A 22,375-nucleotide genomic window follows, 5' to 3' on the forward strand; every position below is an offset into this window, starting at 1 on the left:
TATTTGGAACATAGCGTCTTATGCAGTTTAATGGCATTTGGCGGGATAACAAAGTTATATTTATTGGCTAAAAATTTTCAGAGGCTAAAGCAGAGGATCTTTTGATGACCAGCAATAATCAGCCCAAACACATGACTCAAGCCCAAACGCCCGATCCGCTTTTTTTACAGGCCGAGCATTTGGCAAAGGATTTTTCTCTGTTTCCTAAACACAGTAAACAGAGCTTATCAGAAGAAATTAAAGGTCTTTTAAATGAAGATGCCATTCAGGCAAATTTAAAAGACTTGGCATCGTTAGATGTTGACGGTTACGTCGCAAAAGTGATCCAACCGACCCAAGACAAAGGTCGTCCTGGTGCTAAACGTATCATTGCGGACCTAAAGGGGCGCTTGATTACCGAAACTCACTTGGGCTCTTTCTATAGCGCTGAGGTCGAGCTGAATTTCGGTTCACGCACTCGTCGTATCGGCTTTATTGCCCAAGAGCGCACAACCGCTAACGGTGCGTGGATGCCTGAGCATCACTATGCGGCTTGCAAAGCGATTCGTCATTTTGCCGAATTGTCTATGCCTATCGTCTATTTAATCGATACCCCTGGGGCCGATGCAGGCGAAGTGGCCAACAGCCAAAACCAAGCACATTCTATTTCTAAGGCGATTGCCGAAAGTGCCAACGTTGACGTGCCTACCGTGGGTATCGTTATCGGTGCGGGTTACTCTGGTGGCGCGATTCCATTAGCAGCGGCAAACATCCTGTTATCGCTGCGCGATGGTATTTTCAACACGATCCAGCCACAAGGTCTGCAAAGTATCGCCCGTAAGTACAACTTATCTTGGCAAGAATGTGCGAAATCAGTGGGTGTATCACCAGAAGAGCTTTATACCTCAGGTTGTATCGACGGAATCATCGATTTCTCACCAGGGGATCGTGACGAGCGTCAACACAATTTACGCCGCGCGATCATCAGTAGTATCGAGGCGGTTGAGCGTGCAGCGGTAAACTTTGTGCGCGAATCAAAAGATTTACGCGAGCATTATGATCGCAGTTTAGCGCGTTTCCTTAATCCATCTAAAAACTTGATGGCATTAGAGTTAAACGCTGAATTGGCTGTGGCAACGAGCCCAACCAACCACCACAACTTGTTTGGTAGCGCTTACCGTTACCTGCGTTATTTAACGCTGCGTAGCCGTATTCATTCAATCTCTCAGGAGCAATACGGACGTTTGTCACGTGTAAGCGTGCCTGAAGGTGATTTGTTAGCACGTATCCAGCAAGAGCAAGACCGTGTATTCCAAGCTTGGCTATCTAGCCCCGATAAGCTGGTTTACGATGAAGATCTCAACAAGTTATGGGCGAACTTTATTGCTAAGCGCGATGAAATTTCAACCGAACGTAATATGCTGACACGTTTTATTTTGGGTGAACCAAAAGAAAACTATAAAAAAGCTCGTAAGGCACTGTTATTTAACATTGGTTGGTCTTTATATCACCGTTGGAAGAGCAACGCGGCAAACAACTTTAAGGGCTTAATTCAGCATCTTGAAAATCTGCCTAAGTCTGTAACTCAAGCAAAATGGCCTGAGCTTAATCAATTGACTGTGCTCGATGTCGTTGTAAACGATGAGCTGCGTGAAGACTTTATTTGGCAATGCCATAACATCCTGATTTTTAACTCACTGTACGACAACGTTGTGGGTAGCTTAGCGTCTATCGCGAAAGAAGCCATGATGTCTAAGAGTCTGTCACGCAACTCTGTGAACAATCTACTGCACAAGTCGATTGACCATGCGCTGTCAACTCAGGATACCGCAAACGACAAGGCTAAATTCTACAAGTGGCTTAAGTACTTTATGAGCCAATCTAACCGTGCCGATCTCTTGGTGCGTGTAGAGCAGTGGAAGAGTGTGGGCTTCCCACAACTTAACGACAGTTTATTCGTTATCCTGACTTACTTCTTCGAACGTTTATTGCCTGAATACTTCGACAGTGAAAGCGACCACAGCAAATACACTGGTGCGATTAACCCTGTGCGTATCGGTCGTCGTAAGGACTTCTGGAACCGCTTGACCATGGGTTATCAGGACTTACTGATCCAAAAAGTATTACGTGACGAAAAACGTACCGGCAAGATGACGTGGGAAAATGTGATTAAGCAATTTTTCACTAATTTCGACGAAATCAATGGCGACAAAATGTCGGCTAACTTGCTCAACTTCCCTGGTTTCCGTTTATCGATTGAAGATGCGTTAGATAAAGGTATTCGTCCTTGCGGTCTGATCACTGGTATTGCTGACTTTAAAGAAAAGGGACAAAAAGTCCGTGTGGGTCTGGCGGTATCTAACACCGCATTCCAAGCGGGTGCCTTCGATATGGCGAGTGCCGAGAAATTCTCTGCGCTGCTGATCGAATGTGCTAAGCGTAAATTGCCAGTTGTTTGTTTTATCAGCTCTGGCGGTATGCAGACTAAAGAAGGTGCTGCGGCTCTGTTCTCAATGGCTGTTGTGAACGACCGTATCACACGCTTTATCCGTGATAACGAATTGCCAGTATTGATGTTTGGTTTTGGTGACTGTACCGGTGGTGCGCAAGCGAGTTTCGTGACTCACCCATTAGTGCAAACCTACTATCTGTCTGGTACTAACATGCCATTCGCGGGTCAAATGGTGGTTCCTGCTTACTTACCTTCAACGTCGACTCTGTCGAACTATCTGTCGAAAGTACCAGGTGCAATGGCTGGCTTAGTCCACAACCCATTCAGCGAAACCTTAGATAACCAATTGGCGAGCATCGATCCACTGATGCCAATGCCAACGGCGAAGATTAATGACGTAATCATCAATGCTCTATCGACTCTGGTGGTTGAAGCGCCTGTTGAAGAAGAAGTGATTGTTCAGAATGATCCACGTAAGTTAATGAAACCAATTAACAAAGTCTTGGTTCATGCCCGTGGTTGTACTGCTGTTAAGTTGATCCGTAAGGCCCACGATAACGATATCAACGTGGTATTAGTGGCGTCAGATCCTGACATGACTGCCGTACCTGCGGATATGCTGAAAGATTCTGACAAGTTAGTCTGTTTAGGGGGTAACACCTCTGACGAAAGTTACCTGAATGCTTACTCAGTGTTGAAAGTTGCCGAATACGAGCAAGTTGATGCACTGCACCCAGGTATCGGCTTCCTGTCTGAAAGTCCACAATTTGCGGCATTGTGTGTGAATAATGGGGTTAACTTTGTGGGTCCTAGCGTGCATTCAATGACGACTATGGGTAACAAGTCGAACGCGATTAAGACTTCACAAAGCCAAAACGTACCAGTGGTACCAGGTTCACACGGTATTCTGACTAACGCTGAGCAAGCGGTAAACGTGGCCAATGAAATTGGTTACCCAGTGCTGCTCAAAGCGGTACAAGGCGGCGGTGGTAAAGGTATTCAGGTCGTTAAACGTCCTGAGGATATGATTGGTTTATTCCAAAAAACCGCTACTGAAGCGGCAGCTGCCTTCGGTAACGGCGACCTGTACTTAGAGAAATATGTTACGTCACTACGTCATATCGAAGTGCAATTACTGCGCGACCAATTTGGTCACGCTAAAGTATTGGGTTTACGTGACTGTTCAGTACAACGTAACAACCAGAAAGTGGTTGAAGAGTCTGGCTCAACCATGTTGCCAGATGAACTGAAAAAACAAGTGCTGGATTACACCCGTGCCTTAGGTGATGCGACCGATTACATGGGCGCAGGTACTGTAGAGTTCATCTACAACTTAGACGCAAATGAAGTGTACTTCATGGAGATGAACACTCGTCTGCAGGTTGAGCATCCAGTAACTGAAGCGACTTCTGGTATTGATATCGTGAGCGCGCAGTTTGATATTGCTGCGGGTCGTTCAATCGAGCATTTAGAGCCGAAAGAAATCGGTTATGCGATGGAAGTGCGTGTAACGGCTGAGAAAGCCGCACTCGACAGCCACGGCATCCTGCAACTGGTTCCAAACCCTGGCAAGATCACCGAATGTGTATTCCCTGATCATCCAGATGTAGAAATCATCTCGATTGCTGCACCAGGCAAAGAAGTTTCGCCTTATTACGATAGCCTAATCGCCCAGGTGATTATGCGCGGTGAAAACCGTGAAGACGTTATTGCGAAGCTACATGCTTACCTCGACAGCGTAGTGCTCAAAGGTATCGCGACTAACATTCCATTGCTGAAGTTAATCCTAAGCGATGGCACCTTCAAAGAAGGCGTATACGACACTAACTATCTGCCACGCTTTATGGCTGAGCTAGATATTCCAGCACTGATTGCTGAAATGGAAGCCGCTGCCGAAACCGTTGGGGTGGATACTGAGTCGCTGCGTGTGGGTGAAAGTAACGAGCTTAAAGTATTAGCCCAAGGCGCAGGTATCTTCTATACCTCTCCAGCGCCAGGCGAACCTGATTTCGTTAAAGAAGGTGATATTGTAACCGTTGAGCAAACCCTTGCCTTGACTGAAGCAATGAAGATGTTCTCGCAGGTTAACTTGGCTGGCTTTAACCGCCAAGGCGCCGTGCTCTATCCTGAGGATAAGAAGTACCGCATCGAGCGTATTCTGAACAGCAATGGTCAGCAAGTATCGCAAGGTGACCTACTCTTTGTTGTGTCACCAGTTGAAGATTAATCTTGTAAAAATAGATTAAGTAAACGAAATACCCGTCAATTTGGCGGGTATTTTTTTATCGGTAACAAGATTACGTTTCTCAGGTTCGGTGCATTTTTCTGCTTAGGATGAGCGAATTGGTATTATCTTAATATCATGTATACACTTTTTATCTACGTCAGCGAATTACGAATGTATTTGAGAAGCGACATGGGTTGTCGATTTTGGTTTTTACTCTTCTGTTTATGCTCACCCTTAACTGTGAGTGCAGAGCGTTTGGCTTCGCGCTATCTCAAAACCGCTGATGACGGTGCTAGCAGTAGGCAGTTAGTCCGTTACTGTGTTGATCCCGACTGGTTGCCCTATGAAGCGATACGAGAGGGAAAACATGTAGGGGTCTCATCGGACTATATTCGTTACATTGAGTCCCATTCTCTCCTTAAATTCATTCTTGTTCCCACAACATCTTGGTCTGAAACCCTTAATTTTTTACAAACTGGGCGCTGTGATTTAACTCCAATGTTGAATAAAACCGCTACCCGAGAGCAATTTTTACATTTTAGCCATGTGTATTTTCACTCGCCAAATGTGTTGGTTTCGCTAAAAGAACAGCCATTTTTACAAGGATTTGAAAACATAGGCTCACGAACATTAGCCGTGCCTAAAGGTTATCGTCTCGCTGAGTATATTCAGCAATATTACCCTAGAGTCAAAATCATCGAAGTGGCCAGTGAACCAGCGGGACTCGAGGCTGTGCTCGATAAGCGCGCTGATTTATTTGTTGGGTCAATGTTTTCGGTGAATGCTTATATTCAGCAGACAGGTTTTAACCATCTTAAAATTGCGGGGTGGGGCGGGCCAGAAGATGAACTACGCATGGGAGTGAGTTTAGGCCATGAAGCACTGCTGCCGATACTTAATCAAGTGCTTGATGATGTTGATGAGCTTGAGCGAATTAGGATTTACCAGAAGTGGAACAACATTACTGTTATCGATGAGACTAACTATTGGCTTATCTATCAAGTTATTGCAGGTACTCTGCTGGTGATATTCATACTTGCGACTCGGACTTATTTTATCAGTCGCTATAATCGACGCTTAACCGATAAAAATACACAGCTTGAAGCCCTACGTCGGCAATTAGAACAAACCAATACTGAACTCGAGTTTTTATCTACCCATGATCCGCTCACCAAACTCTATAATCGCCATTACTTTAACCGCCAGTTTGTGCATGAGCATCGTTCTGAGACCGCAACAGAAAGTAGCATCTGCCTTGTCATGTTAGATATCGATTTCTTTAAAGAGATTAATGACACCTTAGGTCATACTGTCGGAGATAATATTTTGATGGAGCTGTCTACTGTGTTGCAGCATTGTGTGCATGAATCAGATGTTGTTGCCCGTTGGGGAGGTGAAGAGTTCGTGATCCTTTGCCATCAGACTTCAATTACTTTAGTTAACTCATTGTGCCAGCGGATTGCTGCGGCGATTAAGGATTATCGCTTTAGTGGTGATGTGCGGCTCACCTGTAGTTTTGGGATTGCCAAATTAGCGAGTAATGAACCAATGCAGTCCTGCTTTGAACGAGCAGATAAAGCACTGTATCAAGCGAAAGCCTTGGGCAGAAATCAGATTTGTATTGATGAATCCAATGCTTAGTTTGCGAAATTAGATGCATTGCTAAGCCCATTGCTACTTTACTCGATCAATTTCACATTTATGCTAATCAACTTTTAGGTTAAACCGAGTTTTAACCTGAGTTGAAGTTTGTATTGAGGTTGCATTGGGCTGGTCTTTTGCTATTTGTGAGTCCTTAAAGTATGAGAAATCTGCAATATCGGTAAAAAAACGCTTATTTTTAGGCTTTTTACTAATTGTTTGAAAACTGAGCTAAATTTTTTTATTTAATTGTTTTAATGCATTTTTCTTATTTTTTTTTAATTTTTTCCGCGACTTTATCGTGAAAAATTGCAAGAGCCATTTGCGCATAGCGGGGTTCCAATTTACAATATGCGCCTAAAATAATCTGATGTGCGGTGTGTCGGTGGTTTGTCGCATACTCCGTCTACTTCTTAAACTAATCATTAAAGTTGAATCATGACCGAATTATCCAAATACAGAAACATTGGTATCTTCGCTCACGTTGACGCGGGTAAAACCACGACCACCGAGCGTATTCTTAAGCTAACCGGTAAAATCCATAAAATCGGTGAAGTTCACGATGGTGAATCAACAACTGACTTCATGGTTCAGGAAGCTGAGCGCGGTATTACCATTCAGTCAGCGGCAGTAAGCTGCTTCTGGAAAGATCACCGTTTCAACGTTATTGACACCCCTGGGCACGTTGACTTCACTGTTGAAGTTTACCGTTCTCTGAAGGTTCTTGACGGCGGTATCGCTGTATTCTGTGGTTCTGGTGGTGTTGAGCCTCAATCAGAAACGAACTGGCGCTATGCGAACGAATCTGAAGTTGCTCGTATCATCTTCGTAAACAAGTTAGACCGTATGGGTGCTGACTTCTTACGTGTTGTTAAGCAAACTAAAGACGTTTTAGCTGCTAACCCACTGGTTATGGTTCTGCCAATCGGTATTGAAGATGAGTTCTGTGGTGTTGTTGACCTGCTAACTCGTAAAGCCTACGTATGGGACGATTCTGGTATTCCAGAAAACTTCGAAGTTAAAGATGTTCCAGCGGACATGGTTGACTTAGTTGAAGAATACCGTGAAATGCTGATCGAAACTGCTGTTGAGCAAGATGACGATCTGCTAGAAGCTTACATGGAAGGCGAAGAGCCATCTGTTGAAGACCTGAAACGTTGTATCCGTAAGGGTACTCGTACTATGGCATTCTTCCCAACATTCTGTGGTTCTGCCTTCAAAAACAAAGGTATGCAACTGGTTCTGGATGCTGTTGTTGATTATCTGCCAGCGCCAGATGAAGTTGATCCACAACCTTTAACTGACGAAGAAGGTAACGAAACTGGCGAATACGCTATCGTTTCTGCTGATGAGTCATTAAAAGCATTAGCGTTCAAGATCATGGATGACCGTTTCGGTGCCCTGACTTTCGTACGTATTTATGCTGGCCGTCTGAAGAAAGGCGATACCATTCTTAACAGTGCAACTGGTAAGACTGAGCGTATCGGCCGTATGTGCGAAATGTATGCTAACGATCGTATCGAAATTGAATCAGCTGAAGCTGGTGACATTATCGCAATCGTGGGTATGAAGAACGTACAAACTGGTCACACACTGTGTGATGTTAAGCACCCATGTACTCTGGAAGCCATGGTGTTCCCAGAGCCAGTTATCTCTATCGCAGTAGCGCCAAAAGATAAAGGCGGCAGCGAGAAGATGGCTATCGCTATCGGTAAGATGATCGCAGAAGATCCATCATTCCGCGTAGAAACTGATGAAGATTCAGGTGAAACCATCCTTAAAGGTATGGGTGAACTGCACTTAGATATTAAAGTGGACATCCTGAAGCGTACTTATGGTGTTGAGCTGATCGTAGGTGAGCCACAAGTGGCCTACCGTGAAACCATTACTCAAATGGTTGAAGACCAATACACCCACAAGAAACAATCTGGTGGTTCTGGTCAATTCGGTAAGATCGAATACATCATTCGCCCAGGTGAGCCAAACTCTGGCTTCGTGTTCAAGTCTTCAGTTGTTGGTGGTAACGTTCCTAAGGAATACTGGCCAGCAGTTGAAAAAGGCTTCGCGAGCATGATGAACACCGGTACTATCGCTGGCTTCCCAGTGTTAGACGTTGAGTTTGAACTGACTGACGGTGCTTACCACGCAGTTGACTCTTCAGCTATCGCGTTCGAAATCGCTGCTAAAGCGGCATTCCGTCAATCTATGGCTAAAGCTAAACCACAACTGCTTGAGCCAATCATGAAAGTTGACGTGTTCAGCCCTGATGACAACGTGGGTGACGTAATCGGTGACTTAAACCGTCGTCGCGGTATGATCAAAGACCAAGTTGCTGGTGTAACGGGTGTTCGCGTTAAGGCTGACGTACCGTTATCAGAAATGTTCGGTTACATCGGTACTCTGCGTACAATGACTTCAGGCCGTGGTCAGTTCTCTATGGAGTTCTCACACTACAGCCCATGTCCAAACAGTGTTGCGGACAAAGTTGTTGAGCAAGTTAAAGAGCGTAAAGCTGCTGAAGCTAAGAAGTAATTCTTAACTTCCTCTAAATAGAAACCGCTGCTAAGCCTAGGCTAGCAGCGGTTTTTTTATGGGCGATGCACTAGTTGACGATAGACGGTTGACGAGTCAGCATTCAGCATTCAGCATTCAGCATTCAGCATTCAGCATTCAGCATTCAGCATTCAGCATTCAGCATTCAGCATTCAGCATTCAGCATTCAGCATTCAGCATTCAGCATTCAGCATTCAGCATTCATTATTCACGCTTTTTGTTTACTTAATTCCAGTAGAGCATTTGCCGCGGGAGTTAACGGTAAGTTCTGCCGCCAAATCAGGGCTAAATCCCAAGTTAATGCCGGTTGCATCGGTCTAAAGACTAGGTTGCTGTGACTGAGTTTTTGGCAAATAGGTTCGGGTAATATGGCCAGTCCCATGTCGGCTTCAACCATGGTTGCAAGAAAGTCCCATTGACCACTGCGAAAGGCGATATTTAATTGCACGCCAGCCTTACGGCTGAGGCGAGTTATCAATTTGGCAAGTGAGAAGTCCTCGTTATAGAGAATAAACGGATAAGCTTCAAAATCTTGCCAGTTGAGATATGACTTAGCCGCAAGCGGGTGCCCATCAGGCAGGCAAGCTAACAGAGGATATTTTGTCAGCGGTTGGTTGACTAGCTCAGTCTCATGGGTTGTGGGTAACGCAGTAAAGGCAATATCTAAACTGTTATTTAGCAGTGCCTGCTCGCAGCCAAATCCCCCGTATTCATACATTTGTAGTTCAACCCCTGGATAACGCTTACGATAGCTCGTCAGTAATCCAATAATTAAGCTACTCATCATGGGGCAGACACCGAGTCTAAGCCGCCCCGATTTTAGGCCGCTTAAGTTACTCATATCCTCCTGCAATCTATGCCATTGTCCGAGGATCTCCCGCGCACTGTGTTCAAACAGTTGCCCAGCTTGGGTTAGCTCCACCTTTTGATTGTTACGGATCAGCAGGGTTTCTCCTACGCTTTCTTCAAGCCTTTGGATGATTTTGCTGAGCGTTGGTTGAGTGATAAAGCATTTTTGTGCTGCACGGGTGAAGTTTTCCGTTTCAACTAAGATCAGAAAACATTGTAAGGTCTTGATTGGAATGTTCATGCTCAAATGGAATCCATTGTATGGCGTTAATTCATTTTACTGATGATGGTCTAAGTATTACTTTGAACTTGTTAACAGAACAGGAGATTTGGTCATGAAGTCAACGTCAAGTTTATGGGTAGGTGCTTTGTGGCAGGCGGCGATGCCTGAAACAAAGAATGTGCAAACAGCAAAGGCAGCGCAAACAAGAGTAACGGCTCCGGCGGGTGATTTGCATAAAGCAAAACAACAAGTTAACCCAGCCTAGGCTGGGTTTTTACTTTTCCGCATTTTATCTATTGTCCCGTCTGCTTATTTTTCAGTTCGTCCAACATCTCCCCCACTGAGTTTTTAAGTTTATCTCTAATTCTGTTATGGATAATAAAAAGCCACTGGATGAACGGTGGCTTTGGTGCGGGCAGGGGAGGATTGTTTTACTGAGTTGAGAACTTATTCTCAACTAAAGGCGCTTTGTTTTCTGCTTGCGCAACATGGCACTGGGTGCAGAAATAATTATGGCCATTGAGCGTGCCTTTATCGTCGATAACGTGGGATTTCGCCACTGGTGTGGCTTTCATCCGTGGGGCTTTATCCCAGCTATGGCAAGTTAAACAGCCATTCTTATCTAAGGTGATTTTGTAATCATCCTTATGGGGGATGAGTGGCGGTTGGTCAGTAAAACTGCGTTCCAACGCCTTACCGCGAGCTGGGTAAACGGGCATAGCATCAGCGGGGCGAATATCGGTCACCGCGCTATCGCCGGCGAGGGATTTGATATTGACTGGTGTTGCTTGAGAGTCTGCTTGTTGGCCTGAGCAGCCGCCGATGGCTAATACAATCGCGGCTAAGGTGAGTATTTTTTTCATTGGTCATTCTCCGCCTTGGGGGCAATGTGTTGACGAATTGGTGAAGTGGTTGATGGCGAGTGACAATCGGTCGAATCGCCTGAACTAAGTTGAGCCTGAGTGGCCGTAAAACGTGTTTGATAGCGAAATACGCGCTTTGCGCAGACATCGATACAGCGGCCGCACTGGGTGCAGTCTGGGCTAGTGATTACCGGATTTTGCCCTTTTAACGCGGGCTTTAATACTTGGCGCTCGGGGCATACGGCAAAGCAATCCATGCAGTTATCACAGGCGCTAGCTTTGCTGGCGACGATCTTAATGGGGCTCCATTTGCCGATTAAGCCAAATAGGGCGCCCGTTGGGCACAGATGACCACACCAAGCGCGCTCGGCGATAAATAGATCCAGCAGAAATATTGCCGCTAAGATCCATAAACCACTGAGACTGCCAAATAGCACGGCGCGATAGACTAAGGGGACGGGATTAATCCATTCCCAAATCAAGTTGCCCGTGAGCAGTGGCAATAACAGCACGAGAGCCAGCAGGTAATAACGTAAATTACGCGGTAACTCGCTGGTGCGAGGGAGGTTTAGTTTACGTCTGAGCCAGCTTGCGAAGTCAGTTACCAGATTGACTGGACACACCCAACTGCAAAACACCCGGCCACCGGCGAGGGCATAAAACAGTATGACCAAGGCTGCACCTATCAATAGGCTAAGCTCGGGAATATGCCCGCTAATGAGCATTTGTAAGCTCACTAGCGGATCGGCAAAGGGAATGATATCGAGCAGTAAACTGGCCGATAAATTACCCTTAAATAACCAAATCCCTAGTAGCGGCCCCAGTGCAAATAGCCCTAACAAGCCGAATTGCACTGCGCGGCGTAGTAGCAAATATTTGTGTGCGCCAAACCAACCGAGTTCTGCAATGGCTGCGGCATGCTCGCCTTGCATGCGGGCTTTTGAGTTCATTGTCTTGTGACTTATAGACTTGTTACTCATAGACTCATTGCTCATAACGTCAGCCCCTTATTCAACATTTCTAAGGTGGTTTCCTCGGTGTTGATATAAGTGTCATGCTCCGCTGCCTTACCGAGTGCTAATGCCGTCGGTAAGACTTTTATGGCGGCGGTATCGAGTACGCAGGCGTGCTCGCATTTGCCACAACCCGTGCAGGTATCACTGTTGACTGTGGGTAAGAACATGGCGTGGTGATCGCTATGTTGATTGCGTTGGCGTTCTAAGGTGATGGCGTTGTCGATTAACGGACAAACCCGATAACAGACATCACAGCGTAATCCCTTAAAGTTAAGGCAATTTTTCTCATCGATCAGTACCGCAATACCCATTTTGGCATCGCTAATGTGCTCAAGTTGAGGATCAAGCGCGCCCGATGGGCAGGCTTTGATGCAGGGAATATCCTCACACATTTCGCAGGGAATGCGTCTTGCGGTAAAGAATGGCGTGCCAGTGGCGGCGCCATCGAACCAACGTGCTAGTGTTAGCGTGTCGTAAGGGCAAGCCTCAACACACAAACCGCAGCGCATGCAGGCCGAGAGAAAATCGCTTTCTTCAAGGGCGCCCGGCGGTCTGCAAGCTTGGGAGGCGAGTTGACCTTGGCTTTTTGCCGTGGCCGTCAAGCCTAATCCCACAAGCCCCATCACACAGCCAGCCTTAGCCGTCGTGGCCAAAAACTGGCGACGGTTGACTTGTTTGACTGTGAATGGACTCTTCACTTGCTGACTCACCTTAGACTCCTTAATCGCTTTCAAATACGCTTATCGCTATCAAATGAGGGCTTAGGCCTTCATCACTTTTACTGGGCACTTCTTAAAATCAGTTTCTTTTGACAGTGGATCGGTCGCATCCAGAATCAACTTGTTAACTAACTGACGCGCATCGAAGAAGGGCATAAACACCACGCCGCGTGGCGGTTTGTTACGGCCTTTGGTTTCGACACGGGTTTTGACCTCACCACGGGGAGATGCCACTATCACTTCATCACCACGTTGCAGACCTCGGGCCTTAGCGTCTTCAGGATGCATAAAGATTTGTGCATCAGGATAGGCGCGATAGAGCTCAGGTACACGGGCGGTCATCGAACCTGTATGCCAGTGTTCGAGCACGCGGCCGGTAGACATCCACAGATCGTATTCTGAGTTAGGCTCTTCCGCTGCTGGTTCGTAAGGCAGGGCGAAAATTACCGCTTTACCATCGGGTTTACCGTAGAACTTAAAGCCTTCACCTGCCTTAACATAAGGATCGCTACCTTCAACGAAGCGACGCAGGGTTTCTTTACCCTCAACCACTGGCCAGCGTAGACCGCGGGTTTCGTGGTAACGGTCAAAGTCGGCTAAGTCATGGCCATGGCCGCGACCGAAGGCGGCGTATTCTTCGAAGATGCCTTTTTGTAGATAGAAGCCAAAGTGTTCACTTTCGTCGTTTAGGTCGCCCTTACAATCGGTAGTCGGGAATTTGTTGATGACACCATTGGCAAACAGTACTTCATAAAGGGTCTTGTCAGCGTATTCAGGCTTTTTAGCGATAAGCTCTGCGGGCCAGACTTCAGACACTTTAAAGCGTTTTGAAAACTCGACTAATTGCCACAGATCCGATTTAGCTCCCTCAGGCGCTTTAACCTGTTGATGCCACATATGGGTGCGGCGCTCGGCGTTACCGTAGGCGCCTTCTTTCTCAACCCACATGGCGGTCGGTAAAATAAGGTCTGCTGCCATGGCGGTGACGGTTGGGTAAGGATCGGATACCACGATAAAGTTCTCTGGATTACGGAATCCCGGGTAAATTTCATCGTTGATATTCGGGCCGGCTTGCATGTTATTGGTACACATAGTCCAATAACAGTTTAGCTTACCGTCTTTGAGCATCCGGCTTTGCAGCACGGCATGGTAGCCAGGTTTAGGTGGAATCGTGCCTTCAGGCACTTGCCACATTTTTTCGGTAATCGCGCGATGCTTATCATTATCCACCACCATATCAGCAGGTAAGCGGTGGGCGAATGTGCCGACTTCACGGGCGGTACCACAGGCTGAAGGTTGGCCTGTCAGTGAGAATGGGCTGTTGCCAGGTGTGGCGATTTTGCCCGTCAGTAAGTGAATGTTATAGAGCATGTTGTTTGCCCACACACCACGAACGTGTTGGTTAATCCCCATGGTCCACAGGCTCATAACCTTCACCTTAGGATCGGCATAGGCCTTGGCTAAGGTTTCTAATTTTTCAGGCTCTACACCACTCATTTTGGCTGCGTATTCCAGCGTATAAGTGCTGACGAACTTAGCGTATTCTTCGAAGCTAATAGGGCTAGATTTACCATTGCCAGGGTTTTTGGCTTTCTTCTCTAACGGATGATCTGGACGCAGACCATAACCGATATCATCTACACCGAGGGCAAACTTAGTGTGTTTAGTCACAAAGTCGGTATTTACCGCTTTGTTTTGAATGATGTAGTTGGCGATATAGTTGAGGATCACCAGATCAGATTGCGGATGGAAAACCATCGGGTTATCCGCAAGATCGAAGCTACGGTTCTCGAAGGTGGATAGCACATGCACGCGACAGTATTTACTGCTTAAACGGCGATCAGATAAACGTGCCCACAGGATCGGGTGCATCTCGGCCATGTTGGCGCCCCAGAGCACAAAGTGATCGGCGGCTTCTAAGTCGTCGTAACAGCCCATCGGTTCATCAATACCGAAGGTACGCATAAACCCAACGACCGCTGAGGCCATACAGTGGCGGGCGTTAGGGTCGATGTTGTTGGTTAAGAATCCAGCTTTATGCAGTTTAGATGCAGCGTAACCTTCCCAAATCGTCCACTGACCAGAACCGAACATACCGACTGAGGTTGGGCCTTTAGTGGCGATGCTGTGTTTCCACTTAGCGGCCATAGTATCGAAGGCAACATCCCAACTTACTGGGGTAAACTCGCCTTCTTTGTGGTATTTGCCGTCTTTCATGCGTAGTAATGGCGTGGTTAATCTGTCCTTGCCGTACATGATTTTCGACAGGAAGTAGCCTTTAATACAGTTCAAACCACGGTTAACTGGGCTTTCTGGATCGCCTTTGGTGGCAACCACTTTACCCGCTTTAGTACCGACTAATACGCTACAACCCACACCGCAAAAACGGCAGGGGGCTTTGTCCCACTTGATGTTATCTGACTCGGCGGCTTCAACCATTTTCACGGGAAGCGTGACGCCAACGGCCGTCGCAGCGGCAACCGCTGCGTTAGCCTTGAGAAACTCGCGGCGGCTAATGCTCATAGTGTTTCCTCACTCTCTTTTTCTAACAGTTCTTGTTCTAGGGGTTCTACTTGGTGGTAAATCAAACTGGCGGATAACACACCGGACAGGCCATTGATGGCTTCAACATTGTCGAGAATGGCTTTTTGGGTATTCCCTTCGAGGGTAATAACCAACTTGCCTTCGGGTGAAATGGCGTGGATATCGCAGCCTTTTAGCGCGGCAATATCGGCTTCAACCTGTTGCAAGGCATTAGGGGCTGCATGTACCACGAGGCTGGTGACATGGTATTCCTGACTCATAGCGGTGACCTTTATCTTGAGATGCACTCAGCTGCTTTGCATAAACATCTGTACAACTGAATGTGGATAACTGCGAGTCTAGACCTGATAAAAAATGTGGGTATACCTCACAAGAGGTATTGCAGGGGATAGTCGATCGGGATCAAAGTTTTGCGCGTGATCTAACTCTCAGTTTGAAATTTAAACAATCGCTATCTCTTTGGAGAGGGAATGGCGAGATTGGTTAGATTAGCGAAAGATCCGGCAGTCAAACATCACTATAAGTGGATTAATATCCCGTCAGCTCCATATAACCCATGCCAGTGTGGCTACCGCTAAGTTTGATTGGGCCTTCCCAATAGGAGGTGGATAACGCCATGGCGCTATTGGGATTTAACGGCGAGATACGGATATCGATTTGCTCACTCGGGATTTGGACTTGCCAGCTTACAGGGTATTTGCCGGTGCGGGTGGTTTGCCATTCCAGCGGCGTCATTTTTATTCCATCTGGCGTGTATCGGGAGTTGATATTACGGCCTGTGCCATCGGCAAACATTCGTCTGGCGCTGTAAAAGGCTAATGGAGTTTGAGATTTATCGGTGGATTGCTCCCTTAACTGAAAGAGCATTAGCGCCGAACCATCATTGAGGCGCAGGGCAAACCAATCCCAACCCTGCTGGCTTTTAGTTAAAAATTGTGAGCTCCATTCTCTGTCTAGCCAGCCTTTGCCTGTGACTTTCTCTACCCGACTCTCGGCTTGGCCATTGATGTTGATATGGCGGGTGATCTGGCCAGTAATGCTGATAAAAGGTTGACTGTAGTAGTAGGAAGCGACATTCCCCTCGCGGTTTTTAATGCTATAGCCATTATCGCCTTGATATTGCAGCGGTGCTTGGCTGGTCAGCGTTAGCTCGTAACTAAAGTCTGCGGTCTCAACCCTTAAGGTTGCCGGAAATAACTCGCTCGATTCACTCTGCCATTGCCAGTTATCGAGATAAATTTGATAGGGATTGGCATTGACGCCGGCAAGCTTTGGATGACCGCGAGACCATTTCTCATGGGCCAGATGTGCCGCGCTAGAGGTCAGTGCGCTATGGGCAAAATAGAGTTGTTCAGTGGCCCAAGCGGGCTTTAGGGTAGGCGGTTGCGCATTCTGCGATTCTGTATATTGAGGTTTTAGTGCCACCCTAAATTGGGTCCATTGCGCGCCAAGTTGCTCACCTTTTTCGGTGGTTAAGTTAGCGGTGAGATACCACCATTCTTGCCGAAAGCCGTTGTGGGCAAGATGATCTTGGGGAAAATGAAACTGATGCTCAGGTGTCACCTTTGCAAAGGCTTGCAGCGTTGAGGTTGTGGTTTCGCCTTCTTTTGTTTGCCCTAGCAAAGCTCCCATGGATTTGGATTCTGAAACGCTCGCGGGCGCATCATCGCAGCCGCTTATCATAAAAAGGAGTAATCCACCGATGATGAGTTGAGTGATTAAGCGTGCGTTTGTATGGCACTTAAGCAAGCTCATTGCGAATAAACCATTCACTTTCAATTGGGTAATGGTATATGGACGACTGTTCATAGGGTTTCCTGCTGCAAACTGGCGATTAGCGGCCTGCGGGTTTGCCAGTAAAGCGGTAAGAGCACGGCTAAGGTACAAGTCACCAGTGCGATGAGGATGGCTTTGGCATAAGCAAACCAGTCCCAGATCATTTGGATGGTCCAACCAAAGGCTTGCAGGGTGATTTTATCGATTAATAAATACCCCAGCAGAGCGCCCGTAGGCATCGCAATCAGGCAAGTGATTACTACAACCAGTAGCATTTGGCTAAATACCATAGTACGTAGTTTGCTGCGACTCACCCCTAGTGAATAAAGCCGTGCCAGTGGCGCTTGCCGTGCTTGGGTTAACATTAAGCAGGCGCTAAATAGCCCAATGGCGGCCACCAGCAAGGTTAAGCTATTGAGCACTAACGTGATTGAAAAAGTGCGTTTAAACATGGCAATGGCTTGGGCCTTTATGTTGGCTTGGCTATAAATTTGCGCCTGAGCCAACTCTAGCTCTGTGGCGAGCTGCATTTGCAGTTCATCCAGTTCGGTCTCGCTGCGCTTGCCATTCGTGGGTATTGGTTGCGTTAGCACCGATGTTGGTGATTTATCAGCTTGTTCCAGAGGATGAAAACTGGCCGCAAGGCTGATGGGTAACAGTGGCAGTTGTGCCTGTTGCCACAGTTGATGGCTAATAATGAGCTCATTGCGGGTATTACCATGGTCGTAATAAATACCTGCGATAACTACTTGGTTACTGGTGATTTTATCGAGCACGTTTAAAGTGACTTTATCGCCCAGCATCAACTGATACTTAATCGCCATTGGCTCACTCACCAAGACAAATTGTCCGCCAAAATAGCGTTGCCATAGGTCAGGTAAACTGTCTTTGAGTGTACTTGTGTACTTGATTGACTCATCATCACGGCTGATAAGATTCACGGGGATCGTTTGAGCCGTTGGGCCTTGGATCGATATCTCTGCATCGACTTGCCATTGTTGATATAAGCCGCTGACACGAGGATCTTGGCTTAATTTATCCCGTACATCAGCCATACGGTTAGCCCTCGGGCGCAGGTATAAATCGGCATGTAAGCGGGTTTCTAACCAACTTCTTAGGGTTTGCTCAAAGCTGCCCACTAGGGTATTCATCGCTACATTTGCGCTTAATGCCAGCAAAATGGCCATCATCGCAAGGGAAAGTGGCGCGATAAGCTCGCGGGTTTCGGCAAGCAAATAGTGCTTAAGCCCTGGGCGAGTGAAGGGGAGCAGTAAGCTTACTCCCCAATGCAATACTTGGGGCAACAGCAGAGGAATCGCGACCGTCACTATGCCTAGTAATATCAAACTGGTGTTGTAACTTTGGCTGAAGGGAAACAGTATCGCCGCGAGTACGAGTAACCCACAGGCTAAGATAAATTGCCGCTGGTGGGTTTGGTTGTGGGCCTTAGTTTGCTGATAACGGTTAGCGCCTTGGGCAAGGGATTGGCGCGTAAGATCAAAATACAAGGGCATGCAAGCAGCAAGCGCTGCCACTAAGGTGAGTGCGATCGCCTGTGCTAACCAATGCCATTGCCAAATGCCCGGCAGCAAGTGGGCACCATAGAGCTGCTCTAGCGTCATGGCAACCATAGGTTGTAGCCAATGGCTGAGTTGTAAACCTAAGATAAACCCGATTACCGAGCCTAAGATAACCAAAAATAGTAATTCGGCGAGCAGGGCAAGCATCACGTCGAGTCGTTCTAGCCCCTGTTGCAGCAGTTGGATCAGCAAACGTTGGCGTTTCATTAGGCTGTAACGCACGCCGTTATAGGCAATAAACAGCCCAACCACAAAGGCTAACATACTCATCGCATTGAGATTTAAATGAAAACTGCGGGTAAGCGCCATTAAGGCTTGCCCTTGATCCTGCTGACTGTAGCTGGCGAGATCTGGGGTGATACCTAAGGTGTCGAGCCGTTGTTTTAACGCGGCTAGTTTATCCCTATCGTTAAATAGGGCGATATAACTGAGTTTGCCCGGCATGCCAAGTAAGTTTTGGGCGAGGGAAATATCGGTCAAGATGGCGCTGCCAAGTCCCCAACTATCATCGACACGGATCACTTTTAGGGTCGATGGTGTTATGGATTGGGCTAGGCTGAGCTGGCCATTGGGCGCGATTTTGCTGGCTAGACTGTCACTCATCACCACCACGGGCTCACCGCTTATTAGGTCGGCAAGGGGCAGATCTCCCATTGAGACAGTAGAATTAGCCGTTGCCTTGTTATTTGAGGACGGTGAAGCGTTTTTTGAGGTTAACGTGGCAGTCAATGCCGCGACAATATCGCTGCCTTCAATTTGCCAATACTGGCCGTTTTGGCCAGCAACTCTGCCACTGACTACCGCAAGACTTTGGCTAATCCCAGCCTGCCTTAAACTGAAATACACCGATTCATCGAGATTATCTTGGCCAACGGGTGAGGTCAGCAGTACATCGGCCCGCTGACTTAATAGCTCTGTGGCTTCGCTATAGCTACGAATCGCATTATCGTTGGTGGCTTTTACCCCGATGAGCAGCGTCACGGCGAGGGCGATTCCGAGTAAAATCGCCCCAGCCTGCAATGGCGCGTGGCGATAATGGGCTAAAAATACCTTGAGTACCCAAGTGATACGCAGCCATTGTCCACTCTTGCTTAAGTGGTGGTATGGATTGGCTTTATGTTCTAGCTGTGTGTTATTCATCATGCTAGCCGGAGATCGACACTGCGGCGTGGGACAGATGCCAGCGTTTGTTCATAAAGGCGGCGCACTCTTCGCTGTGGGTGACCATCAAAATGCTGGTTTGGCTCTCTTTGGCGAGTTCGCATAGCAGTGACATCACCTGTTTACCAGATTCGTCATCTAAGTTACCCGTGGGTTCGTCGGCCAGCAGTAAACTCGGATTGTGGGCTAATGCCCTAGCTATCGCGACCCGCTGTTGTTGTCCGCCGGAAAGCGCTTCAACCTGCCGGTTTAACAATGCCGCTAACCCGAGCTTTTCTACCAAATAATCGCACCAAGGATTCCAGCTATCACCGTTAAGGTGCAGGGAAAAGCCGATATTATTTTTAACATTCAGCGGAGTGAGTAAATTAAATTGCTGGAATACCACGCCTAAATGGGTACGCCTAAACTCACTCCATTGCTTATCTTGCCACTTGGTGGTGGATTGATGATTCAGCACTATCTGGCCACTGTCTGCCGTTTCAAAGCCCGCAATCAGATTCAGTAAAGTGCTTTTGCCGCTGCCACTTGGGCCGGTGAGTGCGATAGTCTCCCCTTGATGCAAAGTTAAATCGACCGCTTGCAGTACAGTGTGGCGCTGCTCGCCGTCGCGAAAACTTTTACTTACTTGGATAAGCTTGGCGACTTCTTTCATCTATCTCTTCCAATTGGGATTTAGCCAACCTAGGCGTTAGGCTAAAGATAAAGCATTTTACAATCCTATAGATACCGATATTTGGGCAAGTTAGATCAATTCACATTGATTAAGACTTAGGATTGAGTCTGTTTGAATTTTCTGCGATTAACGGCTTGGCTCTCATTTCTGTGAGCAAATGGGCTTGAGCTATTGTGGTGTTTGTTGCATGCTGTGCGCCCTGTTAAGCGATAGCTGGCTATCGTTTTAACAATCCGTTCGGATGAAGGTAGCAGGAGAGTGGGGAATTAACCCCACACCGACGAGGCAACTTTGTTGTTGGAAGCATTCCATAAACAAAGCACTCTTTCAGGTGCCGCAAGGCGTGGACTGTTACTGGACGAGCCTCTGGAGAGACTACCGATTGCATTAACTTGCAATAATAGGTGGCGCCGAAGGCGAAAGTGTCGCAGTGTGTTAAGCGACGCGAAACGCTCAGGCAAAAGGACAGAGGAGAGGATGACTGCACAGTCCCTGTCGTTTGTCTTTGTGGACTATTTTCCTGCCGTTATTGGCTGGGGAGATGGTATTTATTTAGGCTGACAGCGTTGTGTCACAGCCATTTCTTTTCCTCCTCCTTTATTAATTTAGTTGTTTAATAATTGAGGAATATCATGAGTTTTGAAGCCTTGCTCAGCAGCCTAAATGGTATTGTCTGGGGTCCTATCACTCTTTGTTTGTTAGTTGGCACAGGGATTTATCTCACTGTGCGACTAAAGCTTATCCAAGTATTTCGTCTGCCAATGGCGCTTAGCCTATTGTTCAAACCCGCTAAGGGGCATGGTGATCTATCGTCCTTCGCCGCGCTTTGTACTGCATTGTCTGCAACCATAGGTACGGGCAATATTGTTGGGGTCGCAACGGCGATTAAGATGGGCGGTCCTGGTGCGTTATTTTGGATGTGGCTTGCCGCCTTTTTTGGCATGGCGACTAAGTATGCCGAGTGTATGTTGGCGGTAAAATACCGCACTACGGATGCGCGTGGACAGATTGCCGGTGGCCCGATGTATTACATCGAGCGTGGCCTCGGTTTGCGTTGGATGGCGAAGTTATTTGCACTGTTTGGCGTGGGGGTTGCATTTTTCGGCATTGGGACTTTTGCTCAAGTGAATGCGATAAGTGATGCCTTAACTATCGCCTTTGATGTACCAACATGGGCGACCGCGCTGGTGCTAACCCTGCTGGTGGCGGCTGTCACCTTAGGTGGTGTCAAACGTATCTCCAACGTGGCGCAAAAGTTAGTACCGGCGATGTCAATTGGTTATGTGTTGGCCTGTGTGTGGATTTTAGTGGTTTTTGCCGATGCTATTCTACCCGCGTTGCAATTAGTGGTGGCGTCGGCCTTTACCCCAGTATCGGCTGCGGGGGGATTTTTAGGGGCGACCGTGGCGCAAGCGATTCAAATGGGGATTGCCCGCGGGGTATTTTCTAATGAGTCAGGCTTAGGTAGTGCGCCCATTGCTGCGGCTGCGGCAAAAACCAATGAGCCCGTCGAGCAGGGCTTAGTGAGTATGACGGGCACCTTTTTCGATACTATTATCATCTGCACTATGACGGGATTAGTGCTCATCATCACTGGGGTATGGAGCGGTGACACTGCGGGCGCGGCTATGACCAGTGCGGCGTTTAGCTTAGGCGGATCGGCTGCCATCGGCCAGTATTTAGTCACTATCGCCTTGGTCTGCTTTGCGTTTACGACCATTTTAGGCTGGCATTACTATGGTGAACGTTGCTGGTACTACTTAGTGGGCGAGCGCGGGCTGCGTGCCTATCAAATCTTGTTTTTAGGCCTGATTGCTGGTGGGGCTTTTATCAAGTTGGATGTGATTTGGTTACTGGCTGATACGGTAAATGGCTTAATGGCCATACCTAATTTGATTGCGATTATTGGATTGCGGCACATTATCATTGCTGAAACCCAAAGCTATTTTGTTCGAACATTCACTAACCGTACGCTACACCCTGTTTATTAATGTTGTGAAAACAATATATTAGTTCACATTATTTTAACTTTGAGATTGTCGCCACAGCGTTCTTCGTTTACTTTATAAGAGCTACCCCAAAAAGGGGGGAGACTTAAAACGGGGGCTTTGAGGCG

At 47.3% G+C, this 22,375-nt stretch carries 14 protein-coding genes and 1 riboswitch; of the genes, 5 read left to right on the top strand and 9 right to left on the bottom strand.

Annotated elements, in window-relative coordinates; genetic code table 11:
* Positions 1-104 precede the first annotated feature (104 nt).
* From AEA42_RS15190 to fusA, 3 genes are all read left to right on the top strand, one after another.
* On the top strand, positions 105-4,658 hold the full coding sequence (locus AEA42_RS15190; RefSeq protein WP_055648165.1) for a biotin carboxylase N-terminal domain-containing protein: 4,554 nt from the start codon (positions 105-107) through the stop codon (positions 4,656-4,658).
* A gap of 189 nt (positions 4,659-4,847) precedes the next feature.
* The gene (locus tag AEA42_RS15195; protein ID WP_082389662.1) at positions 4,848-6,299 is read left to right on the top strand and encodes a diguanylate cyclase; all 1,452 of its coding nucleotides are present in this window, start codon (positions 4,848-4,850) and stop codon (positions 6,297-6,299) included.
* Between the two features lie 438 nt (positions 6,300-6,737).
* Positions 6,738-8,831: an elongation factor G gene (gene fusA / locus AEA42_RS15200; RefSeq protein ID WP_055648166.1), complete on the top strand. Its 2,094-nt coding sequence runs from the start codon at positions 6,738-6,740 to the stop codon at positions 8,829-8,831.
* Between the two features lie 229 nt (positions 8,832-9,060).
* Here the strand turns inward: fusA and AEA42_RS15205 are convergent, their stop codons facing one another.
* On the bottom strand, positions 9,061-9,942 hold the full coding sequence (locus AEA42_RS15205; protein ID WP_037429720.1) for a LysR family transcriptional regulator: 882 nt from the start codon (positions 9,940-9,942) through the stop codon (positions 9,061-9,063).
* 94 nt (positions 9,943-10,036) lie between these two features.
* Here AEA42_RS15205 and AEA42_RS22370 point away from each other — a divergent pair, with 94 nt between their 5' ends.
* A complete protein-coding gene (locus tag AEA42_RS22370) occupies positions 10,037-10,189 on the top strand; it encodes a hypothetical protein (protein ID WP_037414512.1) in 153 nt (50 codons plus the stop codon).
* 166 nt (positions 10,190-10,355) lie between these two features.
* Here the strand turns inward: AEA42_RS22370 and napB are convergent, their stop codons facing one another.
* From napB to AEA42_RS15245, 8 genes are all read right to left on the bottom strand, one after another.
* Positions 10,356-10,787, bottom strand: a complete 432-nt coding sequence (napB, locus tag AEA42_RS15210; RefSeq protein ID WP_037414514.1) for a nitrate reductase cytochrome c-type subunit NapB — start codon at positions 10,785-10,787, stop codon at positions 10,356-10,358.
* Entirely contained in the window at positions 10,784-11,737 is a 954-nt protein-coding gene (gene napH, locus AEA42_RS15215) for a quinol dehydrogenase ferredoxin subunit NapH (RefSeq protein WP_231640402.1), read from the bottom strand. Before napH ends, napB begins: the two co-directional genes overlap by 4 nt.
* A gap of 41 nt (positions 11,738-11,778) precedes the next feature.
* Positions 11,779-12,513 carry a ferredoxin-type protein NapG gene (napG, locus tag AEA42_RS15220; RefSeq protein ID WP_055648167.1) on the bottom strand — a complete coding sequence of 245 codons (735 nt, stop codon included), beginning with the start codon at positions 12,511-12,513 and terminating at the stop codon, positions 11,779-11,781.
* A gap of 51 nt (positions 12,514-12,564) precedes the next feature.
* On the bottom strand, positions 12,565-15,045 hold the full coding sequence (gene napA, locus AEA42_RS15225; protein ID WP_055648168.1) for a nitrate reductase catalytic subunit NapA: 2,481 nt from the start codon (positions 15,043-15,045) through the stop codon (positions 12,565-12,567).
* Entirely contained in the window at positions 15,042-15,326 is a 285-nt protein-coding gene (locus AEA42_RS15230; RefSeq protein WP_037414522.1) for a chaperone NapD, read from the bottom strand. Before AEA42_RS15230 ends, napA begins: the two co-directional genes overlap by 4 nt.
* A 268-nt stretch (positions 15,327-15,594) precedes the next feature.
* Positions 15,595-16,821: a lipocalin-like domain-containing protein gene (locus AEA42_RS15235; protein WP_055648177.1), complete on the bottom strand. Its 1,227-nt coding sequence runs from the start codon at positions 16,819-16,821 to the stop codon at positions 15,595-15,597.
* A 50-nt stretch (positions 16,822-16,871) separates the two neighbouring features.
* Positions 16,872-19,565: an ABC transporter permease gene (locus tag AEA42_RS15240; RefSeq protein ID WP_156312352.1), complete on the bottom strand. Its 2,694-nt coding sequence runs from the start codon at positions 19,563-19,565 to the stop codon at positions 16,872-16,874.
* Between the two features lies 1 nt (position 19,566).
* Complete coding sequence (locus AEA42_RS15245) at positions 19,567-20,238, bottom strand: ABC transporter ATP-binding protein (protein WP_037429713.1); 672 nt, start codon at positions 20,236-20,238, stop codon at positions 19,567-19,569.
* Positions 20,239-20,615: 377 nt separating this feature from the next.
* A riboswitch (glycine riboswitch) is annotated at positions 20,616-20,738 on the top strand.
* 153 nt (positions 20,739-20,891) lie between these two features.
* On the opposite strand from AEA42_RS15245, the gene AEA42_RS15250 reads away from it, so the two are divergent.
* Positions 20,892-22,250 (top strand): sodium:alanine symporter family protein, encoded by a 1,359-nt coding sequence (locus tag AEA42_RS15250; protein WP_055648170.1) that lies wholly within the window; start codon positions 20,892-20,894, stop codon positions 22,248-22,250.
* Positions 22,251-22,375: the final 125 nt, after the last annotated feature.

The sequence above is a fragment of the Shewanella sp. Sh95 genome (genome assembly GCF_001308045.1).
In the GTDB taxonomy this organism is placed as follows: Bacteria; Pseudomonadota; Gammaproteobacteria; order Enterobacterales; family Shewanellaceae; genus Shewanella; species Shewanella xiamenensis.